The sequence below is a fragment of the Enterococcus sp. DIV2379 genome, assembly GCF_050542965.1.
Classification (GTDB): Bacteria; Bacillota; Bacilli; order Lactobacillales; family Enterococcaceae; genus Enterococcus_D; species Enterococcus_D entomosocium.
This window is the reverse complement of the sequence record NZ_CP172938.1, coordinates 2,870,644-2,892,897: the sequence shown is the minus strand read 5'-3', so window position 1 is coordinate 2,892,897 and position 22,254 is coordinate 2,870,644. Positions and strand designations below refer to the sequence as shown.

The following is a 22,254-nucleotide window of genomic DNA, read 5'->3' as shown; positions in this document are numbered from 1 at the left end:
AGCGAGGAATCGTTTTTGGTTCTAAATGATTGGAACCAAGTAAGTTAGTTTATTACACTAAAAAACATAAAATGGAGGCAACAACAATGACTTATTTCCCAGAAATCGAAAAAATCCGCTACGAAGGTCCTAAAACAGACAATATGTTTGCATTTCGCCACTACGATGCCGAAGAAGTTGTTTTAGGCAAGAAAATGAAAGATCATCTACGTTTTGCAATCGCCTATTGGCATACGATGACGCAAGACGGCTCTGATCCTTTCGGCGCACCCGTCAACAAACGGACGTGGATCGGTGACACCGAAATGGAAACAGCGAAAAATCGAGTAGAAGCCTTCTTCGAGATTTGTGAAAAACTAGGAGCAGAATTCTTCTGTTTCCATGATGTTGACGTGGCACCTGCGGGAGAAACGTTAGAAGAATTTTTCCAAAACTTAGACGAAATCACCGATTTGATCAAAGAAAAAATGGAACAAACGGGGATCAAACTATTATGGAATACAGCAAATATGTTCTCACATCCTCGTTTCAATAACGGCGCTGCTTCCACCAATAATGCGGAAGTTTACGCGTATGCAGCAGCCCAAGTTAAAAAAGGCTTAGATATCTCGAAAAAATTAGGCGGTGAAAACTATGTCTTCTGGGGCGGCCGTGAAGGCTATGAAACCTTGTTGAATACAGACATGAAATTTGAACAAGACAACATCGCCCGTCTATTCAAAATGGCGATCGCTTATGGCGAAAAAATCGGTCATAAACCGCAGTTCTTATTAGAGCCGAAACCAAAAGAACCATCGAAGCACCAATATGATTTTGATGCAGCGACAACGATGGCCTTCATTCAGCACTACGGCTTAGAAGGAGATTTCAAATTAAACCTAGAAGCCAATCATGCAACATTAGCTGGCCATACCTTTGAACATGAAATCGCCGTTGCCCGTAGCTATAACGCATTAGGCTCACTGGATGCCAACCAAGGAGATATGCTGTTAGGATGGGATACGGATGAATTTCCAACCAACGTTTTTGACTCGACACTCGCTTTATACGAAGTCTTAGAAAACGGCGGCATCGCACCGGGAGGAATCAACTTCGATTCTAAAGTCCGTCGTTCGTCATTTGAAATGGAAGATCTGCTGTTAGCCCACATCGCTGGTATGGATACATATGCCCGAGCGTTGAAAGCAGCAGCGAAACTGAAAGAAGACCGCTTCTTAGACGAGTTGAAGGAAAAACGGTACGCCTCGTTCCAAGAAGGCATCGGAGCGAAGATCGTTGCTGATGAGGAAAACTTAGAAACACTGACAGATTACGCATTGGCGCATGATCAAATCGAATTAGAATCCAGCCACATTGAATATGTGAAATCGCGTTTGAATGATTACCTGTTTTAATAAGAAACGACTGTCGTTCTGAGGAGCGACAGTTTTTTCACCTAAAAAATATCTTTTGGCAATTGTTACGAATCAACCAAATTATGATACGATAAAATGTAACCGATTTAACTCGGTTTAGGAATTGAAGGAGGCAACTTGATGTTTCACACAAACTTAGATCCTTTCCCAGAAAACTTCTTATGGGGGGCGGCTTCGGCGGCCTATCAAATTGAAGGTGCATGGGCAGAAGACGGCAAAGGTCCGTCGATTTGGGATACCTATGCCCAAATTCCCGGCAATACCTTTGAGGAAACCAACGGCAAAGTGGCGATCGATCACTACCATCGATACAAAGAAGATGTTGCCTTGATGAAGCAAATGGGCTTGAAAGCCTATCGCTTCAGCGTGGCGTGGTCGCGAATCGTGCCTGATGGCGAAGGTGCGGTCAATGAAGCTGGTGTGGCGTTTTACGAAAAGCTGGTGGACGAATTGCTTCGGCAAGGAGTAGAACCGATTTTGACGCTGTATCATTGGGATCTTCCTCAGGCTTTGCAAGACAAATACCAAGGATGGGAGGGACGAGAAACAGCAGCGGCATTTGAACGGTATTGCCGAATCCTTTTTGAACGCTTAGGAAAGAAAGTCACCTATTGGGTCACCATGAATGAACAAAATGTCTTCACTTCTCTTGGGTACCGTTGGGCGGCACATCCACCGGGCTTGAAGGACTTAAAACGGATGTATGCAGCCAATCATATCATCAACCTTGCCAATGCAAAGGCAATTAATTTGTTCCATGAGCTGGTTCCACAGGGCAAGATTGGTCCAAGTTTTGGCTATGGTCCGATGTATCCGTTTAGCTGTGACCCAGAAGATGTGCTGGCTGCAGAAAATGGCGAAGCCTTCAACAACGCGTGGTTTTTAGATGTCTATTGCAAAGGCGAATACCCGAAATTTGTCTACAAGCAATTAGCCAAAGTCGGTCTGGCTCCTGAAGTCACTCCAGAAGATCAAGCACTATTAAAACAGGCAAAACCTGACTTCTTAGGGATCAATTACTATCACGGTGGAACGGCCCAACAAAACAATTTGCAAAAGCAGTCAGCTGAAAAGAAAGAATTTTCTAAAGTCGATCCGTATTTGATGCAAGCGGCAGCTGGCGAGTTCTCACCAGAAGAAACCATGTTTGCGACGGCGGAAAATCCCCACTTGAAAAAAACAGATTGGGGCTGGGAGATCGATCCCGTTGGTTTCCGTGTAGCCTTGCGACGTATCCAAGCCAATTATGACTTGCCGATTTTTATTACTGAAAATGGGTTAGGCGCCATCGATCAATTGACAGAAGACAAACAGATCCATGATCCATACCGCATTACCTATTTGCAGGAACATCTGGTGGAACTGCAAAAGGCTATCACGGATGGGGTTGAGCTGATCGGCTATTGTGCTTGGTCCTTTACAGATCTACTAAGTTGGTTGAATGGATACCAAAAACGCTATGGGTTTGTTTATGTCGATCGCGACAATCAAAACGAACGTCAGTTGGCGCGCATCCCGAAGGATAGTTTTTATTGGTATCAAGAGGTGATTCGCACCAATGGGGCAAGTTTGACAAGTGAAACATGATGTAACGAAGGAGTAGCTGAAAATGGAGGTTGGAAAATGCGTAAAGTGTTGATCGTTGATGATGAAGCATCGATCCGAAATGGACTGCCTCTGATCATCGATTGGGAACGTCTGGGGTATCAAATCGTCGGGTCGGCGGAAAACGGCGAAGCTGGCTTGGCAATGATCCGCGAATTGAAGCCAGACGTTGTGATCGCTGATATCCGTATGCCGGGAAAAAATGGTCTTGAGATGGTGCAAGCAGCATCGGAGGAAGGTCTTTTGTTTTTTGCCATTATTTTGTCCGGCTACTCAGATTTTGACTATGCCAAGCAAGCGTTGCAACTGGGCGCTGTGACCTATTTGCTGAAACCAGTTGATGAAGAAGAGCTGATCGGTATTTTGACGAAAATCGATCAAAAAGCCAAGACCGATCAGCAGAAAAATCAGAAGAGTCAGTTGATGGAGAAATTGTTTGGCGGGGATCAAACGGGGATCAAAGACGCACAAGCCATCAAGCTATTGCGACTTCCCGAGGAGGCAGATGCCCAAAAGCTGGTTGAGAAATTGCAGGAGCAAGTGGCGCAAGTCATCACCTTGATCCATCGGCATCATCGGTATTTGGTTTTGTTAAACGAGGAACGCTTTCCCGACGAGGCGATCGATACGTGGTGCCGCAAAAAAATGGCTCATCAAGAAATCTTGATCTCCCGCTGGTTTGCGGCGCAAGAGAACTTGAAGCCATTGATGATCGACATCCAGACATTGAGTAAATTGATTTTCTTATTTCCCAATCAAGTCATTTCTCACCATGTTTTGGATACGACCCAAGAAGCAGAAGAACGAAGCGATTTGCGTGAAGAATTAGTAAAAGCGATTTTGGCAAACGATCCATTGGAACAGCCGTTATCCCGCTATTATCAAACCTTTTATCATTCATTGGCATTGGAAGAAGAGATCAAATGGCAAATCAATGGCGACATCGAATGGCTGCAGCATCAAATCAGTGAAAAAGTAGCATTAGCGATCGAATGGTCGACAGACGAAGTGCATCAGCAGATTTTTCTCGCCCAAACGTTTCCGATGCTACAAGAGGTGATCACCGCAAAACTAGCAGACTTGCAAGCAACAGTCGCCAGCAGTTTGAACCAAATCGATATCATTGCGGAATTGATCCAATACACGAAAAAGCATTATCAAGAAGATTTGACCTTGAAAAAAATCGGGGAACGTTTCAATTACAATAGTGCCTATCTAGGCAAGAAGTTTCGCAAAGAAACCGGTAAAAATTATTTGGCGTTCTTGGATGAAGTGCGAATGGAAAAGGCGGTGGAAATCTTACGTCATTCCAATCTAATGGTCTACGAAGTCGCTGAATTGGTAGGCTACAGCAATGTTGATTATTTCTACAAAAAGTTCAAACAATACCATCAGGTTTCGCCGAATGAGTTTCGGAAAAATGAATAACCACAAAGATGTCCGTGATTTTCTACGGACATCTATTTTTTAGGGTAACGATGACTAAATTGCTTGGTAGGCTTTCTTTTTTTTCTTTTATATAATTTAGATGAAACTGTAAGCGCTTTTTGAACGGAGGAGGAGAAATGACAGATGTACGCCTGTGCTTTGATGTAGGCGGGACCTATATCAAATTCGGGGTTTTTACCGAGAAGAATCAATGGCTGGACCGAGGCAAAATCAAAACCCCGAGTAATACGCGGGATGAATTTTTTGCTGCCTTAGCTGCCAAAATACAAGAAGTCGAGCAAGCGCATGTTATCGAAGGGATCGGGCTGAGTTTTCCTGGTTTCATTGATTCAGTCAATGGCCGAGCGATCATGGCGGGGGCGTTGGCTCCTTTACACGGCTGTGCTGTCGTACAAGAGCTACAGCAGCGTTTAACCAAGTCCTATCCGATCTGGATCGAAAATGATGCGAAATGTGCTGCTTTAGCAGAACTTTCTACCGGCAATGCTGCTGACGTACAAGATTTTGTCATAATCACATTAGGCACCGGTATTGGTGGCGCGCTTGTTCATCAGCGCCAGTTGATTCACGGAAATGGGTTTCGGGCAGGAGAATTCGGAATGATGATCACTGATTTTCAAGCATCTTCTTTTGCGACCCTCCATGACCTAGCTTCAACGAGAGGGCTGATTGCTGCCTATCGACGAGCAAAAGCGATTCCTGAATCAGAGGAGATTTTAGGCGAAACCATCATGCAGCAGCGGTCGAGTGATCCTGAAACGCAGGAGATTCTGAAACAGTGGGCACGTTATGTCGCACTTGCGATTTACAACCTAGCTGTCATGATGAATCCCGAAAAAATACTGATCGGCGGCGGCATCAGCCAACACCCTGATCTATTAGCTATAATCAAACAAGCAATCAATGAGAACCCCCATTGGCCAGATTTCCAAGTGCCGATCGAGACTTGTCGTTACTATAATGATTCTGGTCTGTTAGGGGCGTTGACATTGATCCAACAAGGAGGAAAAAAATGAAATTTTCAGATGGCGGTTGGTTATTTCGTGAAGGATTTGATGTGAAATTTGCGGTGCATGTCTACGATGCCCGTAAAGAAGAAAACAAATTGGTTTTATATCTGCCTTATAGCTATGTCGGACATAAAGGGGCAACGCTGGATGGCGGATTGTTAACGATGGAAGTCACTACCCCTAGAACCAATATCATTGGGATCACCCTCTACAATTATAAAGGGGTCCAAGCCAAAGCCCCCAACTTTGAATTGATGACAGAAGAGATCACTCCTGATATTTCAGAGGATGAGCAATCATATGTTTTTCGCTCGGGAGACTTGCAAGTCGTGATCAGCAAAGAGGAAAATGTGACAGCTTCGTTTTATTACAAAGAACAGCTGATTACCCAAAGCAAACCTCGCAGCAAAGCCTTAGTGATTGATCCGCAAGCAAATACCCATATCAGCGAACAGTTGACCCTGGATGTGGGAGAAACGATCTATGGTTTAGGGGAACGCTTTACTAATTTCGTGAAAAATGGCCAAAGTGTTGATATTTGGAATGCCGACGGGGGCACTGGTACGGAGCAAGCTTACAAAAATATTCCGTTTTATGTAAGTAATAAAGGGTATGGCGTCTTTGTCAATTCACCCGACCGGGTGCAATTTGAAGTGGGGAGTGAAAAAGTTTCTCGTGTTCAATTCAGCAATCCAGGACAAACGCTGCAGTACTTTGTGATCGCCGGTGATGAGTTAAAACAAGTGATCCAGCGCTACACTGATTTGACGGGGAAACCGTCGCTGCCACCTGCGTGGTCCTTTGGGTTGTGGCTAAGTACCTCGTTCTTGACGGATTATGATGAACAAACCGTAACATCTTTTGTAGACGGTATGGCAGAACGTGAGATTCCCCTTGAGGTCTTTCATTTTGACTGCTTATGGATGAAGGAATACGAGTGGTGCAACTTCACGTGGGACGAACGAACTTTCCCAGAACCGGAAAAAATGCTGCAGCGCTTGAAAGCCAAAGGATTGAAAATCTGTGTCTGGATCAATCCTTACATTGGGCAAAAATCACCCTTGTTTGACGAAGGGATGGCCAATGGCTACTTTTTGAAACGCGCCAATGGAGATGTCTGGCAATGGGACAAATGGCAAGCAGGTTTGGCGATCGTCGACTTCACCAACCCTGAAGCGGTCGCTTGGTACAATAGCAAGCTGCGTGCCTTATTAGACATGGGTGTGGATTGCTTCAAAACGGATTTTGGTGAACGGATTCCCACCGATGCGGTGTACTATGACGGCTCTGATCCAGAAAAAATGCACAATTATTACGCCTACCTATACAATAAAGTCGTCTTTGACTTGCTGAAAGAAGTCAAGGGAGCAGAAGAAGCCATCGTTTTTGCGCGGGCAGCTTCGGTTGGTTCGCAACGCTTGCCTGTACACTGGGGTGGCGACAGTACCTCAGATTATCCATCAATGGCAGAGTCACTGCGGGCAGGTCTGTCCTTTGGGTTAGGCGGCTTTGGGTATTGGAGCCACGATATCTCAGGGTTTGAAGCTGGCTCAACCCCAGACCTTTACAAGCGCTGGACACAATTTGGTCTGCTGTCTTCCCATAGCCGTTACCATGGCAGCTGGGAATACAAAGTGCCTTGGGTTTATGACGACGAAGCCGTGGCGGTAGCCAAAGCCTTTACCAAGTTAAAATTGTCCTTGATGCCTTACTTGCAAGCTCAATCGGTGCTAACCGCCCAAACGGGGATTCCGATGATGCGGGCGATGGTCTTAGAGTTTCCTGAAGACGAGATGACCCATCATTTGGATCGCCAATACATGCTGGGGGAACACCTTTTAGTTGCGCCCATTTTTAATGATCAAGGAACGGTCTCCTTTTACGTACCGAAGACGAAGGGGCATTGGATCGACTATTTATCTGGCAAAGCTTACGAGGGCGGACGTTGGTACCAAGAAACCTATGATTATTTCCACTTGCCACTGTTAGTCCGACCAAATCAACTGATTATCGAAGGCCATGAACAAACCAAAGCAGTCTATGACTATGCCGAACATCCAACGATCCATCTCTTTGATCCGCAAGACAAGACCGCTGCGGCTATCTATGATCACCACGGTGAGTGGATTGGCGAGGTGGCTGTTGAAAGAGTCGATCAAGAACTGATCGTCAAGCTGACAGGGATCCAGCAAGCATCCTTGCAGATTCACACGACTGCTGGAAAAACGAGCCATAAGCTGACGGCTGACCAAACCACGATAAAGGAGTTCTAGATGCCGATGCGAACCATCACGAATCCAATTTTACCTGGATTTCATCCAGATCCCAGTATTTGCCGTGTCGGTGAAGACTTTTATCTGGTGACGAGTACTTTTGAATATTTTCCTGGATTACCAATTTATCACAGTAAAAACTTGGCAGACTGGCAGCTGATTGGTCATGGACTTTCGCGACCTGAGCAGCTGCAGTTATCGACGAAAAATCCCAATGCTTTTGGTCTGTATGCCCCAACCTTGCGTTTTATCAAGGACCGCTTTTACCTCGTTTGTACCAACGTTGGGGCAAACGAAGGAAGAGAAGGCAACTTTCTGATCTGGACAGATGACATCGCCGGTGAATGGTCTGACCCGATTTGGCTGGACACCCCTGGGATCGATCCGACGATTTTCGCAGATGACGATGGGCAGACCTATTACTTAGGCACCCATAAGGAGATCTATCTGCGGACGATCAATTTGGCTTCTGGAGAATTAGGTCCGCGCCAAAACATTTGGACAGGCAGCGGATCGGCTGATCCAGAAGGCCCCCACTTGTATAAAAAAGACGGCTATTACTACCTGTTGATCTCCGAAGGTGGAACGTCCTATGGTCATATGCTGACCATGGCCCGCAGTCGTTCCTTGACGGGACCCTATGAAGCATGCCCCAACAATCCAGTGATGACCAATCGCAGCACGAATCTGCCGCTGCAAGCTACAGGGCATGCGGACCTCGTGCAAGATACCCAAGGCAACTGGTGGGCAGTTTGTCTGGCAGTACGCCCCATCAGCTATCCTTTGAGGCATTTGCTAGGTCGGGAAACATGCCTGCTACCGGTGGACTGGTCAAACCCATGGCCGGTGTTTGGCGAGGAAGGTCACTTGCCAGAAATCATTCAGGTAGACACAGCGGCGGCACCAAAGGAAACACAAAAGAAGAGCAGCAAGCCTGATTACGTGACTTTATTCGAATGGGCCCCGACATTGATTGAAGAAGAGCCGCATGGCTTCTTGCTGCATCCTAATCAGACGGGTCTATCTGATCAAGGCAAACTCGCCGCTGTGTTCCAACGGCAAACCGCCTTTGAGCAACAATTTCAGGCAACCTTTGATTGTCGGCAACTAACGGATGGGCAAGCAGGAGTGACGGTTTTCTTAAATGCCACCCATCACTATGAGGGATACCTAGAAAAAACGGCGTCCAGTCAGCAGCTAGTTTTCCGCCGACAAATCGGTTCCTTATGGAAAGTGGAAAAGAAACTGCCTTATGCAGCAGATATGGTCACCTTGCAGCTGAGCGCCGATAAAGAAACCTATCGTTTTTCTGTTCTTGATGAACAAGGACAAGCACAGCTTTTAGGCAGTGGAGAAACAAAATATCTGACCACTGAAGTCGGTGGTGTCTTTACTGGGATCATGGTGGGCTGTTACGCCAGTGCTTCTTCACCACAACAAACCGTTCGTGTGCGGGATTTCTAATCAATCAAAAGCCCCCTTTCGATTTCTGAAACAGGAATCGAAGGGGGCTTTACTGTTTTAGTGAAGAGAAAATGAATCTTGGCTTAGATCATGGATGCGCAAGATGACTTGTGTGCCGCTACCCAGCACACTCTCGATCGTCAAGCCGTATTCAGGTCCATAAAACATTTTGACCCGATGATTGACATTGGCTAGCCCAATGTTCTTTTTGGCATGGGTGGAGGGCGTCTTGATTTTTTGCTGCAAGTGTTCGAGTTTTTCTGGCGGTATCCCGCTGCCGTTGTCTTGTACCACGATCACCAGATCATGGCCGTCTTTGGTGATCGTCAAACGGACAAACCCTGGATAGGTGATGCCTTCCAAGCCATGGGAGATGGCGTTTTCCACCAATGGTTGAATCAGGAGGGGCAATATTTGGACTTCTTTTTGGTCGATCTCATTGGAGACTGAATAGGAAAAGTTGACTCGATCGCCAAAGCGCATCCGCTGGATCTTGACATATACGTGAACGGCATCTAAGGACTCTTCTAAACTCGTTCGCTTGGTTCCGTGGGCTTCTAGCGTATAGCGCATCGATTTTGCCAGTAATTTGATGGCGTAAACGACGTCAGAATTGCCGGAAGTCAGCGCCATCATGCGAATCGTTTCTAACGTGTTGAACAAGAAGTGGGGGTTGATCTGCCCCGCTAAGATATTAAATTCCATTTGCTGCTGCTGAGTCAATAGCTCTTGCTGTGCCAAACGTGAACGGTAGATCTCTTCTTCTTTTTTCTTGATTCGTTGAATGATCTTATGGAAATCAAGAGAGATCTGTGAAATCTCGTCTTCGCCGCTGATATTTTGAAAGAAATCATAATCCTCGATCGAGGCAAAGTAGACCGCCTGCTGCAGTTGAGAGATTCGTTTGGTAAAGAATCGAGCAAAGAGAAAGACGATGATGAAAGTAGTGATCAAAATCACCAAAACGATCGTGCTCCAACGGATCAGATTGGCGCGTAGATTGCTATAGGCATTTGTATCCGCACTATAAATTGTGATGATGTCTTCTTTGTTACTCATGGGTAAGGTGCTTTTGGTGAGCATCACCTTGGTACCATCATCGTTTAAAAAGGCAGCACTCGTTTGCGGCTCAGAAAGAGTCGTAAGCTGTCCCGGTTCACCGACTTGATTGATTTTGTCGCTATAAAAGATGACATCATCATTTAACTGTAATTCCAATTCATAGGATGAATTACGAAGTCGGTTGCTGAGATAATTATAATCGACTTGGATCTCCAAAACGGCAGTTTCTTTTGATAAAGGCAAAGGCAACGTTTTATAAAGACTCAAACGATTTGCTTTGTAATCCTCTGGCATCGTCATCAAAAAAGCATCGGGTTGCTTGAGGGCTCGTTGGTACCAGGCGGTCGCTTGAATTGTGTCATCTGCCTGTTGAAAATATTTATAGTTCGGAATGGTTTGATTCGTCGTATAGATAGTTAATTTCGCAATCGAGGTTTGAAGATTTCTGATCTCATCTAGCTGATCATAGCTATTGATGTCCACGATCGCTTCTTGGTCGTCAAGGTAATTTGCAGTTAAAAGCTGACGTAGATGAGTATCGTTTGATAAGGAACTCGCCGTGTTGGTCAGCGTGTTTGTTGTATCAAAAAGAACAGATTTGACACGCTGAGCATTCAACTCTGCCAAGTGTTGGTAATTGCCTGTCAGCTGTTTGGTTGAATCGTAGACCAATAAGAGACCTATAGTCACTGTGGATAAAAAAACAACAGGCAGATAAAGAATGAATAATTGTCGCCGAATGGAAAACTGACTCAGACGACGAAAAAGTGAGAGATGACTGATTTTTTTCATGCTTGTTGATTACGAAAGATAGAAAGCAACAGGAACGAACTACAATAAATAACGAAAGAAAAACCAAAAATCAACAAGAGGAATTTAAACAATGGAAATAAAACAACAAAACAAAACGCAGCGATAGGAATAAGCGCGAGGGCTAACGAACGGATAGGGTCCGCAATCGGTAACAGAAACGCGTTTTTTAATGTTTGCCTAAAGCTGTTTTCATAACGTCCAATTAACGCGAGGCAATAGACTAACACAATAAACAGATAAATAGCTGTAACAATTAGAACGAAGGCAAAAATACTGGCAAGAATGGTTTTTGAGGAAAACCAAAACAAGCTACTATACAGTAGTGCTACCATGGGCAATCCAAGAAGGAGAAAACTACCGGTGGCTTTCATAAAGTTTGCTCGTAGCGCTCGGACATAGCCCACGATCAATTCACCACGCTCTTCATCCGCATAACGAATCGTCACTTCATAAAGGGCAGCTGTCGCAGCTCCAATCGTAATAATTGGCAAACAGCTAATGATATATAGTAAATTTAACAATGTGAATTGTGAAAAAACGGTGGTTATTTTGTACAGTTGACCATCAGGATTGTACTTCATTTTTATCCCTCCAAAATTGATATATTCCTATAGTACTCGCAAAAAACAAATTTTGAAAGCCTTGCCATTTAGGTGTCTTTTATCTGAAACCTTGATGTATCAGCATTCTTTATAAATAAAAGAAAAATAAAGTCTAAAATGTACGGATTGACCTCTATTTTTAACAGGTGGCAAATGAGATTTCAGGTGCTAGTATTAAAAATGTAAAAGCGGTTACAAAAAAGGGGGAGGAAAATGGAAAGTAAACTAAGCAGTGTCCCAAGAAAAAATAAGCGGGTGACACGAGAAGGGAAGATTTTGTTTCTATGTATCGTTCCCTTTCTGATTCTCGTGTTTTTGTTCTCTTATTTTCCTTTGCACGGATGGATTTATTCACTTTATGATTACAAACCAGCATTAGGTTTAGCGCGCAGCGAGTTTGTAGGCTTCAAATGGTTTCGACTTCTTGTCTCTAGTCCAACACAAGTGGATCAGATCGTACAAGTAATGAAAAACACCTTTGCCATGAGTTTTTTAGGGATCGCCACTTCGATCCTACCAGTAGGCTTCGCCATTTTATTGAACGAAATCAAGTGCAAATGGTTTAAAAACTTGGTCCAAACGCTGACCACGCTGCCGAATTTTATCAGTTGGGTTTTGGTGTATACGATCGCCTTTAGCTTGTTTTCTTCAACAGGGCTGGTAAACACGTTGCTGCAAGAATGGGGCTTCGTTACAGATCCAGTCAAATTTTTGGATAGCGGCAATCATACGTGGCTAATGATGTGTCTTTGGAATATTTGGAAAGGCTTGGGCTGGGGTGCCATCATGTATCTTGCAGGCATTTCAGGAATTGACCCCGAATTGTATGAATCGGCGCGAATCGATGGGGCGAATCGTTTCCACCTGATGCGTCATATCACACTACCTGCCTTGATGCCGACGTTTCTTGTGATGCTGATGCTGTCTATCGCCAACTTGTTGAACAACGGGATGGATCAGTACTTTGTTTTCCAAAATGCATTCAATCGAAATACGATCCAAGTCCTCGATTTGTATGTCTACAATTTAGGGATGGGTGGAAATAGTCTATCTCTGGCTACCGCGATCAGTATGCTAAAAAGTGTCATTTCTGTTGCCTTGTTAGCCATCGTCAATATTGCGTCGAAAAAAATTCGGGGGACTTCCATTATTTAGGAGAGGAGGATATCTATGGAACTATCGATTAGTGAAAAGAAAAAGGCGAAAAAAGTACCCAAACGTGAAAACCTGACGTTTAGTATCCTCAATTATACCTTTTTCTTTCTGATTACGTTGATTTGTGCGTATCCTTTTTATTACTTGATTATTAATTCAATCAGTAATAATGAGTTGAGTGCGTTAGGACAAATTCGCTTTTTTCCACAAGAGATCCATTTTGAAAACTACAGTCAAGTGTTACAACTAAAAGGGTTGCCATTAGCCGCAACCGTTTCGGTGGCTAGAACGGTGATTGGAACAGCAGCAACCGTCTTAGCTTCAGCCTTCTTAGGCTTTATGTTTACCCAAGAAAAAATGTGGAAACGAAAATTTTGGTATCGCTTTGTCGTGATTACAATGTATTTCAATGCAGGGCTGATTCCATTATTCATCACGATGAAGACATTAGGTTTAACGAATAATTTTTGGGTCTATATTTTGCCGGCTGTCGTTCAGCCTTTTAACATCATCTTAGTGAAAACCTATATTGAGTCAATCCCCAAATCGTTGCAAGAAGCAGCTGAAATGGATGGAGCTGGCATCATTCAAGTATTCTTTCGGGTAATTTTACCCAACTGTACGCCGATTTTAGCAACAGTCGCGATCTTCTCGGCAGTTGGTCAATGGAATTCTTTCCAAGATACACTGATTTACATTACGGATCAAAGTCTCTACTCCTTGCAATACCTTCTTTATACGTATATCAATCAAGCCAATTCGTTGGCACAAATGGTCAAAAATACATCGGGATCACTTTCCAGTATCGCTTCAGCTGCAACAACGCAGACACCGACTTCGATTCGCATGACCGTTTCAGTCATTGTTGTTTTACCAATCATGTTTATTTATCCGCTTTTCCAGAAATATTTTGTCAAAGGAATTATGTTGGGTGCGGTGAAAGGTTAATAAAAAGAAAGAGGGAAGAAAATGAAAAAAATGTCGAAATATGTAACAACAGGTTTGTTAGGCATGACATTGCTAGGTAGTTTAGCCGGCTGTGGAGGAGCGGCTGACTCTGACACAGACGCTGCTTCCAGCGAAAGTGGCTACGATGAAACGATCACGATCGATGTCTATAATGGGCTAGCCAACTATATGGGGATGCAAGAAGGTTGGTTTGCCAAAATCGTGCGGGATAAATTCAATATGGAATTGAACATCATCGCACCAAACGTTGCTGGCAACGGAGACACTCTTTATCAAACGAGGACGGCAGCAGGTGATTTGGGCGATTTGATCATTGTTGATAATGGCCAACAATACAACGAATTGGTTGAAGCTGGTTTGTTGACCGATGCGAGCGAGTATTATGAAACTATGGAAAATGTTCAGCGCTTCGATGCGGCTGTTCAAAATCTAAACAAAGATGCCGATGGTCTATATGGCTTTCCAACTTCCGTTTCTACATTAAAAGCCACCGATCCTTCAGAAGGATTAGATCCTACATTTGGTGCTTATGTGCGTTGGGATCTTTATGGGGATCAAGGATATCCAGAAATCGGTACATTGGAAGACCTGCTTCCTGTGATTCAAAAAATGCAAGAAGACAATCCAACAACAGATTCTGGGAAAAAAGTTTATGGGTTTTCTCTATTCAGCGATTGGGACGGCAACATGATGAATGCAGGCAAACAGCTGGTCACCTACTATGGGTACGATGAATCAGGTTTTGTCTTGGCAAAAGCGGATGGTTCTGATTATCAAAGCATTCTCGATAGTGATTCTGAATATATTCGCGCACTTAAGTTTTATTTCCAAGCCAATCAAATGGGCTTAGTGGATCCAGAATCAACGACGCAAAATTACGATACACTTTTTGCCAAATTCCAAGAAGGACAAGTCTTATTCTCATGGTGGCCTTGGTTAGGTCAAGCGGCTTTTAATACGACTACGAACTTGAATGAAGGAAAAGGCTTTATGTTGGCACCGATTCAAGACCAAAAAATCTTCTCTTATGGTGCGGAAGTTTACGGTGGCAAACAATTTATCGGGATCGGTTCAAATGCCGAAGACCCAGAGCGAATCGCAGCCTTTATTGACTGGCTCTACTCTTCAGAAGGCGTGTTAGCAAATTCTTCTCAAACAAGCGGTAGTAGTGGCCCTGAAGGCTTAACTTGGGAAATGAAAGATGGCGAGCCTGTCTTAACTGAGTTTGGGAAACAAGCGTTGCTAGATGGCGATGGGGATGTGCCAGAAGAATATGGTGGCGGAAGTTACAAAGATGGTGTATCCGCGCTAAACGTCAATACGGTATTACCGATCGATATCAATCCTGATACCGGCTTCCCATATGCTTATACGATGTGGGAAAGCTATCAAAATGAAACAACCGATCCTGTAAAAGAAGATTGGTCAAAAAATATGGGTGGTGCAGAATCGACCATTGGCTATTTAGAGGAGAACGACCAATTGTTAGTTGCCCCTGGTGCCAGCTATGTAGCGCCAGAAGATAGTTCAGAGATCTCTACGTTGCGGAACCAAGCCAAAGCGACAATCATCGAGTACTCTTGGCGAATGGTTTTTGCCAAAGATGAAGCAGAATTTGACCAATTGCTAAAAGAAATGCAAGAAACAGCAGACGGCTTAGGCTATCAAACAGTGCTAGAATTTGACATGAATAATGCGAAAGATCAAAACGAAAAACGGGTAGAAGTAGCGAAAGAATTTGGGGACTAATCAAAAACAAAGAATCATAAAAATGGTTGGTCAACGGTTCCTTGACAAAAGTGAGTAAACAGCGTTTGGTTAAGCAATCACTTAAGAAGATTGATCCAGCACCAGCGGATCAGTCTTCTTTCTTTAAGGAGGAAAACAATGATAGTGGATAAAAAAGATCGTCTGCTTTTTATGGGGGATTCGATCACAGATAGTAATCGAAATTATCAAGCGATACCTGCGGGATGGTCGTCATGGGGGGACGGCTATGTTCATCTGATCAACGCCTATACCACAGCATTACTCCCACAAATGGAATTAATGATCGTTAACCGAGGCATCAGTGGAGATACAGTCGTCGATTTGAAGAAGCGTTGGAAGGATGATGTATTGGCATTTCAACCAGATTGGGTAACGATCATGATCGGTGTAAATGATGTGTGGCGGCATTTTGATGGCACATTTGCTCAAACGGAACTGGTGGGGATTGAAAGATTTGAATCAGAGTTGCGTGATTTGATCGCTCAGACATTACCGAGTGTCAAAGGAATGATTCTCTTGACCCCGTTTATGGTTGAAGCCAACAAAGAAGATCCACTAAGAGAAATGCTTACCAACTACCAACACGTGCTTGCTAAAGTAGCGCAAGAGTATGGTATCCTTTTAGGAGATACGCAGGAAAAGTTTGATGATTTTTTGCTTTATCAGTCATCCTATGTCTTAAGCAGTGATCGTGTGCATCCATCGACTGCAGGACATGTGTTGATTGCAAAAACATGGCTGGAAACAGTCGGTATTTTGGAGGAAAGACCATGATCACAGTAGAAACGATCCACCAAGTCGCGCATCAAGGCCCCTTTTTCCCAAATTGGCAATCTTTGGGCGCTTTTGTTCTACCGGAATGGTTCCCCAAAGCAAAATTTGGGGTCTTCATTCATTGGGGATTGTATAGTGTTCCTGCATTTAATAACGAGTGGTACTCCAGAAATATGTACATCAAAGACCATCCGGAATACGATCACCATATCAACACCTACGGTCCGCAAAAAAACTTCGGCTACAAAGACTTTATTCCCATATTTACTGCAGAAAAATTCGATGCAAATGAGTGGATTCGACTGATCAAACAAGCCGGTGCCAATTATCTTTTTCCCGTTGCAGAACATCACGATGGGTTTCAGATGTACAAAAGCGAGCTTTCTGAATGGAATGCGGCAGTTATGGGACCGAAAAAAGATATTCTTGCGGAATTAAAAGAAGCAGCTGAGGAACAAGGCCTGCATTTTTGCACCTCATCTCATCGTGCCGAACATTGGTTTTTCATGGGACATGGTAAGGAATTTGACAGCGACATCAAGGAACCGTTAGCAAAAGGCGACTTTTATTGGCCTGCTATGCCAGAACCTGATAATCAAGATTTGTATAGCGAGCCATATCCCTCAAAAGAGTTTTTAGATGATTGGCTACTGCGAACCTGTGAACTCGTCGACAACTATCAACCAGAGCTGCTGTATTTTGATTGGTGGATCCAACACGAAGCCTTCAAGGAGCACCTGCAAGTTTTCGCTGCTTACTATTACAATCGTGGGGCTGAATGGGGCAAACAAGTTGGTATCTGCTACAAACACGATGCCATGATGTTTGGTAGTGGTATTGTGGAGATCGAACGGGGAAAATTTGCCGAACCACAACCTTTTTACTGGCAAACAGATACAGCGATCGCTCGCAATTCATGGTGTTATACCACAACGTTGGATTACAAAACAACGCGTGAGATTTTACAGGATTTGATCGAAGTCGTCAGTAAAAATGGCAATCTTCTTTTGAATATCGGGCCGAAAGGGAATGGTTCGATCCCAGAAAAAGATCAAACGATCTTAAAAGAAATCGGTGCGTGGCTGGATGTAAACGGTGAAGCCATTTATGAAGCGAAACCATGGCGCAAAGCCGGGGAAGGACCCACGACCGTTGTCTCAGGCCAATTTCAAGAGGCACAGGCGACGACATACACGAGCCAGGATTTCCGCTTTACGGTTCAGGGGGATTCGTTGTATGCTATTGGCATGGCAAGTCCTGAGAATGGACACGCAAGGATCCAAGCACTGGCCCAGTCTAAAGATCAAAATTTGCCAGAATTTCACGGCATCATCCAAACCGTGACGATTCTAGGACACGAAGAACAGCCTATTGATTGGCAAGTGACCGATGAAGGCTTGCAACTAACTTTTGAACCAATTGAAACCGACCAACCAATCGTCTATAAAATTACAATGAAATGAGGCGCAATCCGTGATACATGAAAAAAGAACCGCACTTTTACCAGAAAGCCAAGCCAGTTTAACCACGTATGTCATGGAAAATTCTCCTGAAATGGAACCAGATCGTGTTCGACCAGCGGTCATCATCTGTCCTGGCGGCGGCTATGAAATGTTGTCTGATCGCGAAGCGGAACCCATCGCCATCAAAATGATGAGCTTTGGTTTCCAAGCCTTTGTGTTGCATTATAGTATCAAACCGGCTGTCTATCCGTTAGCCTTAAAGGAATTGGCGGCTGCCGTTCGTCTTGTGCGCACCAATCATGAGGTCTGGCACGTCGATCCTGAAAAAATCATTGTTGCCGGTTTTTCAGCTGGTGGTCACTTAGCTGCTAATCTGGGTGTGTCTTGGCAGCAACCTTTTCTAGCAGAGGCTTTACAAGGAGCCAATGAAGAATGGCGACCTAACGGGTTACTGTTGAGTTATCCGGTCTTATCTAGTGGTGAACTTGGGCACCAAGATTCCTTCCGTTCATTATTAGCAGATCGCTATGAAACAGAAAAAGCCGCTTTGTCTTTAGAGACTTTAGTCAATGAACAGACACCGCCGACGTTTCTTTGGCATACGTTAGAAGATGGATTAGTCTTGGCGGAAAACAGCCTCCTTTTTGCCGAACAGCTGCGCAAATTTAATATACCTTATGAGCTGCACATTTTCCCTCGCGGTGGTCATGGACTAAGTTTAGGAACACCGGAAACCGCCAACGGCAATCAACACGGGATCGAAGCATCGGTTGTCCGTTGGCCAGAATTGTTTGCTGATTGGGTGAGGTGGAACATCTAAGAGGAATTCAAAAAAACAGTATAATCTTTAATCAATCATCTTTGTCTAATTCTCAAATCCGTTTTTTCAGCAGTATAAAAAGGATTTACTGAAAACATAAGATTGAGTGCTTGGTTCATTTACAAAATTAGGAAAGCGAAAGGGGTATTCAGTGAAAGTCAGATTAAAAGACATTGCAAAAGAAGTAGGTGTATCGATCGCAGCCGTTTCTCAAGTGTTAAATGACAAACCGATTCGGATCACAGAAGAAAAAAAACAGCAAATCAAGCGCTTGGCGGCAGAAAACAATTATACGCCGAATGCTGCGGCTAAAAGCCTGGTTTTGAAAAAAACCAATACGATCGGACTGATCATCCCAGATATCAACAATCCTTTTTTTGCCAACTTGGCCAAGGTCTTAGAAGATTTGCTGCGAAAACAGGGGTATCTGCTGATTTTGGTCAACTCAGATGATAAAGTTGACGTTGAGAAGGAATTGATTCAGCTCCTGATTGACCGCAACGTTGATGCGTTGATCATCGCCCTTTCAACCGAATCCTACGCGGATGAGGTACAAACCAAAGAACGATTGAAGAATCTTTCGGTTCCAATCGTTTTGGTTGATAGAGGAATAGATAACTTTGAGGTCGATCAAGTCTTTTATAATAATCGGCATGGGGGATACATTGCTACCAGTGAGCTAATAAAAAAAGGACACAAAAAGATTGGTACGATGATGAACCCTGATAAAAATATCAATTGTGTGTATCGATACCAAGGCTATTTAGATGCGCTGAAGGAATTCAATCTCCAACGAAAAGACAGTTGGCATGTGGTAACAAAGTTCCAATTTGAAGACGCCTATGAAAAAGCAGACATTCTCTTAAAAAACCGAGATGTAACCGGCATTGTTGCTGGCAACGACTTGATTGCATTGGGAATTATGAAGCGTGCCAAAGAACTAGGAATCAAGGTTCCAGAGGATGTTTCGATCGTAGGATACGACAATCTTGTTTTGAATGATCTTTTAGAAGTATCTCTAACGTCTGTGGAACAAGATGTAAATGATTTAGGTGAAAAAACGGTTCTTGCCTTGATGAATGCAATCAGCGGACAGAAGCCACGTTACGTCCAATTGACACCTAGATTGATAAAAAAGAACAGTGTGACTGAAAGAGTTTCCTAGCGAAACTCTTTTTTTACTATTGACAGCGCTTTAAAACGATGCTATTCTTTGTGTGAACATTAGATAAAACGCTTTATCAGATGTTCGCTTTTTTTAGAAAAATGATAAAACGTTTTATCAAAGGTGAGAGGAGAATACGTATGTCAAAAAAAGAAGTCATTATTGATACGGATCCGGGGATCGATGATGCAGTTGCGTTGGGAATTGCTCTATTTAGTGAAGGCTTGGAGGTCAAGTTGATCACGACAGTGGCCGGAAATGTCGGTATTGAACATGTCACCAATAATTTACTGAAACTGCTTTCCTTTTGGGATTTGTCGATTCCAGCAGCACAAGGTGCATCTCAGCCACTAACGCGAGCAGTCAAAGATGCCAGCGATGTTCATGGGGTCACAGGAATGGCCGGCTATTCATTTCCAGAACCAGATCGTTCATTGCTGCTGGAAACTTCAGCTGTGGAAACGATGTATCAAACGATCAAAAAGAATAAAGAAAAAATCACAATTGTCGCATTAGGTCCTCTAACGAATATTGCTCTTTTGCTTAAGATTTATCCAGAAGTCAAAGAAAAAATCGATGAGATCGTTTTAATGGGCGGAGCCTTAGGCAGAGGAAACTTTGGTGTATTGTCAGAGTTCAATATTGCGATTGACCCCGAGGCTGCAACGATTGTTTTTGAGAGCGGCTTACCACTTTCTGTAGCACCATTAGATGTGGGCGCAAAAGCGCTTGTTTACCCAGAAGACAGCGCAAAAATCAAAGAAATGAATCAAACCGGAGATATGATGGTTCAATTATTCAAAAAATACCGTGGTGGCAGTTTTGGCACGGGGCTGAAAATGTATGACAGTTGTGCGATCGCTTATCTTTTGTGTCCAGAGATGTTCACTGTTCAAGAGACTTTTGTTGCGATCGAAACACAAGGAGCCTACACAGCAGGTGCGACAATTGTCGATCTCAACAATCGTCTGAAGCAGAAAAACAATTGCCGTGTTTGTGTCGATATCGATGAAGCGCTCTTTAAAGAATGGTTTTTACAGGCAATCAGCAAGTGTAAATAGGAGGGGAAAGAAATGATAGAAGCGATTTTAGTACTCGTTGTTTTGGGGATCGTCGGATATTTTATTATTAAGAGTTATAATCCAGCATTGATTTTGATTATTGGGGCACTTGTCTTGCTTTGTGCATCCGTTGCTTTAGGAAATCCGCTTTACCCAGAAGGCGAAGGGACTGGCTTGGCCTTATTCGATATTTTTTTAAAGCTTAAAGATACGATCATCTCTCAAGTAAGTTCTGCTGGTCTAGTGATCATGATCTTATTCGGATATTCAGGTTATATGAATCTCATTGGTGCCAATCAAAAAGCTGTCAATATCCTGGTTCAGCCAATGACCAAAATCAAGTCTAAGGCATTATTTATTCCGATCGTTTTCTTATTAGGGAATTTGATGTCGTTAGTCGTCCCAAGTGCATCTAGTTTGGCAATAATTTTGATGGCAATCCTTTATCCACTGCTTCAAGGGATTGGTATCTCTTCCTTAACAGCAGCCGGAGTTATCGCAATGACTGCCACGATCATGCCGACGCCATTAGGTGCGGATAATGTGATTGCGGCTCAGACATTGAATTACAACATCTTAACTTATGTTCTGTACCATGCGAAAATTTCCATCCCAACATTGCTGATCATGGCCATTGTTCATTACTTTTGGCAAACGTATTGTGATAAAAAAGAAGGCAAAGATGCCTTTGTAGAACTAAAAGAAATTGAAAGTAAGTCAGAAGAAACGGCTGTTCCTGGATTTTATGCAATTTTACCACTACTTCCTTTGGTGTTGATCATTATCGTTGGTATAATCGGTATATTCAAAGAAGGTGTAACAATGGATATTTTCGTCCTAACGATGATTTCCTTTTTTGTCGCATTACTGATTGAATGTTTGAGAAAGAAATCTTTCAAAATCGCGCAAGAAAGTGCAGTGGAACTATTCAAAGGAATGGGACAAGGGTTTAGTCAAGTAGTCATGTTGGTTGTGGGTGGATCATTATTTACCACAGCTATCCAAAGCTTAGGAGTGATTGATTCACTAATGAGTGCGGTAGAAAATTCTCAATCTGCTGGCGTGTTAACGGCATTGATATTCAGCGGCGCAACCGCATTGTTCGGTATTTTGAGTGGCGGAGGATTGGCGATGTTTTACGCTGTGATTGAACTGATTCCCGATATTGCCGCTAAAGCGGGAATTGACGGGATTTTGATCGCCTTGCCAATGCAGATGATCGCCAATCTTGGCAGAACGATCTCACCAGTTGCCGCTGTAATTATGATTGTGTCTTCTTCAATCGACGTCAGCCCTGTTCGGTTACTGAAACGAACCAGCGTTCCAACGATCGTTGGGATTATAGCAGTGGTCATTTTGTCGTTGGTATTGCTCCCTTACTAGA

The 22,254-nt window shown here is 43.6% G+C and carries 17 protein-coding genes; 15 read left to right on the top strand and 2 right to left on the bottom strand.

Annotated features, from left to right (window positions below; translation table 11 throughout):
• Positions 1-86 precede the first annotated feature (86 nt).
• The 6 genes from xylA to IGI92_RS13215 all read left to right on the top strand — a co-directional run bounded on the left by xylA (position 87) and on the right by IGI92_RS13215 (position 9,216).
• The gene (xylA, locus tag IGI92_RS13240) at positions 87-1,394 is read left to right on the top strand and encodes a xylose isomerase (protein ID WP_008380597.1); all 1,308 of its coding nucleotides are present in this window, start codon (positions 87-89) and stop codon (positions 1,392-1,394) included.
• Between the two features lie 141 nt (positions 1,395-1,535).
• A complete protein-coding gene (locus IGI92_RS13235) occupies positions 1,536-3,002 on the top strand; it encodes a glycoside hydrolase family 1 protein (RefSeq protein WP_008380598.1) in 1,467 nt (488 codons plus the stop codon).
• 36 nt (positions 3,003-3,038) lie between these two features.
• Positions 3,039-4,448, top strand: a complete 1,410-nt coding sequence (locus IGI92_RS13230) for a response regulator (protein WP_301388201.1) — start codon at positions 3,039-3,041, stop codon at positions 4,446-4,448.
• Positions 4,449-4,585: 137 nt separating this feature from the next.
• A complete protein-coding gene (locus IGI92_RS13225) occupies positions 4,586-5,485 on the top strand; it encodes an ROK family protein (RefSeq protein ID WP_430607229.1) in 900 nt (299 codons plus the stop codon).
• Positions 5,482-7,752: an alpha-xylosidase gene (yicI, locus tag IGI92_RS13220; RefSeq protein ID WP_016612766.1), complete on the top strand. Its 2,271-nt coding sequence runs from the start codon at positions 5,482-5,484 to the stop codon at positions 7,750-7,752. Before IGI92_RS13225 ends, yicI begins: the two co-directional genes overlap by 4 nt.
• Positions 7,753-9,216 carry a glycoside hydrolase family 43 protein gene (locus IGI92_RS13215; protein WP_301388205.1) on the top strand — a complete coding sequence of 488 codons (1,464 nt, stop codon included), beginning with the start codon at positions 7,753-7,755 and terminating at the stop codon, positions 9,214-9,216. It abuts the gene before it with no gap.
• 57 nt (positions 9,217-9,273) lie between these two features.
• Here the strand turns inward: IGI92_RS13215 and IGI92_RS13210 are convergent, their stop codons facing one another.
• Complete coding sequence (locus tag IGI92_RS13210) at positions 9,274-11,070, bottom strand: sensor histidine kinase (RefSeq protein ID WP_430607227.1); 1,797 nt, start codon at positions 11,068-11,070, stop codon at positions 9,274-9,276.
• Positions 11,067-11,672, bottom strand: coding sequence for a YesL family protein (locus IGI92_RS13205; RefSeq protein ID WP_005234068.1), 606 nt, complete (start codon positions 11,670-11,672; stop codon positions 11,067-11,069). The genes IGI92_RS13210 and IGI92_RS13205 overlap by 4 nt, the downstream gene beginning before the upstream one ends.
• Before the next feature lie 234 nt (positions 11,673-11,906).
• Here IGI92_RS13205 and IGI92_RS13200 point away from each other — a divergent pair, with 234 nt between their 5' ends.
• The 9 genes from IGI92_RS13200 (at position 11,907) to dcuC (ending at position 22,253) form a co-directional block, all read left to right on the top strand.
• Positions 11,907-12,848, top strand: a complete 942-nt coding sequence (locus IGI92_RS13200) for an ABC transporter permease (protein WP_005228459.1) — start codon at positions 11,907-11,909, stop codon at positions 12,846-12,848.
• 15 nt (positions 12,849-12,863) lie between these two features.
• Positions 12,864-13,796, top strand: a complete 933-nt coding sequence (locus tag IGI92_RS13195) for a carbohydrate ABC transporter permease (RefSeq protein ID WP_005234069.1) — start codon at positions 12,864-12,866, stop codon at positions 13,794-13,796.
• A gap of 21 nt (positions 13,797-13,817) precedes the next feature.
• Complete coding sequence (locus IGI92_RS13190; RefSeq protein WP_005234070.1) at positions 13,818-15,566, top strand: ABC transporter substrate-binding protein; 1,749 nt, start codon at positions 13,818-13,820, stop codon at positions 15,564-15,566.
• A gap of 138 nt (positions 15,567-15,704) precedes the next feature.
• A complete protein-coding gene (locus IGI92_RS13185) occupies positions 15,705-16,361 on the top strand; it encodes an SGNH/GDSL hydrolase family protein (protein ID WP_005234072.1) in 657 nt (218 codons plus the stop codon).
• Positions 16,358-17,824 (top strand): alpha-L-fucosidase, encoded by a 1,467-nt coding sequence (locus IGI92_RS13180; protein WP_086372346.1) that lies wholly within the window; start codon positions 16,358-16,360, stop codon positions 17,822-17,824. The genes IGI92_RS13185 and IGI92_RS13180 overlap by 4 nt, the downstream gene beginning before the upstream one ends.
• A 10-nt stretch (positions 17,825-17,834) precedes the next feature.
• Positions 17,835-18,644, top strand: coding sequence for an alpha/beta hydrolase (locus IGI92_RS13175; RefSeq protein WP_008380605.1), 810 nt, complete (start codon positions 17,835-17,837; stop codon positions 18,642-18,644).
• A gap of 151 nt (positions 18,645-18,795) precedes the next feature.
• Positions 18,796-19,809, top strand: a complete 1,014-nt coding sequence (locus IGI92_RS13170; RefSeq protein WP_008380606.1) for a LacI family DNA-binding transcriptional regulator — start codon at positions 18,796-18,798, stop codon at positions 19,807-19,809.
• A 140-nt stretch (positions 19,810-19,949) separates the two neighbouring features.
• Complete coding sequence (gene rihC, locus IGI92_RS13165) at positions 19,950-20,870, top strand: ribonucleoside hydrolase RihC (RefSeq protein WP_301388211.1); 921 nt, start codon at positions 19,950-19,952, stop codon at positions 20,868-20,870.
• A gap of 12 nt (positions 20,871-20,882) precedes the next feature.
• On the top strand, positions 20,883-22,253 hold the full coding sequence (gene dcuC / locus IGI92_RS13160; RefSeq protein ID WP_005234077.1) for a C4-dicarboxylate transporter DcuC: 1,371 nt from the start codon (positions 20,883-20,885) through the stop codon (positions 22,251-22,253).
• Position 22,254: the final 1 nt, after the last annotated feature.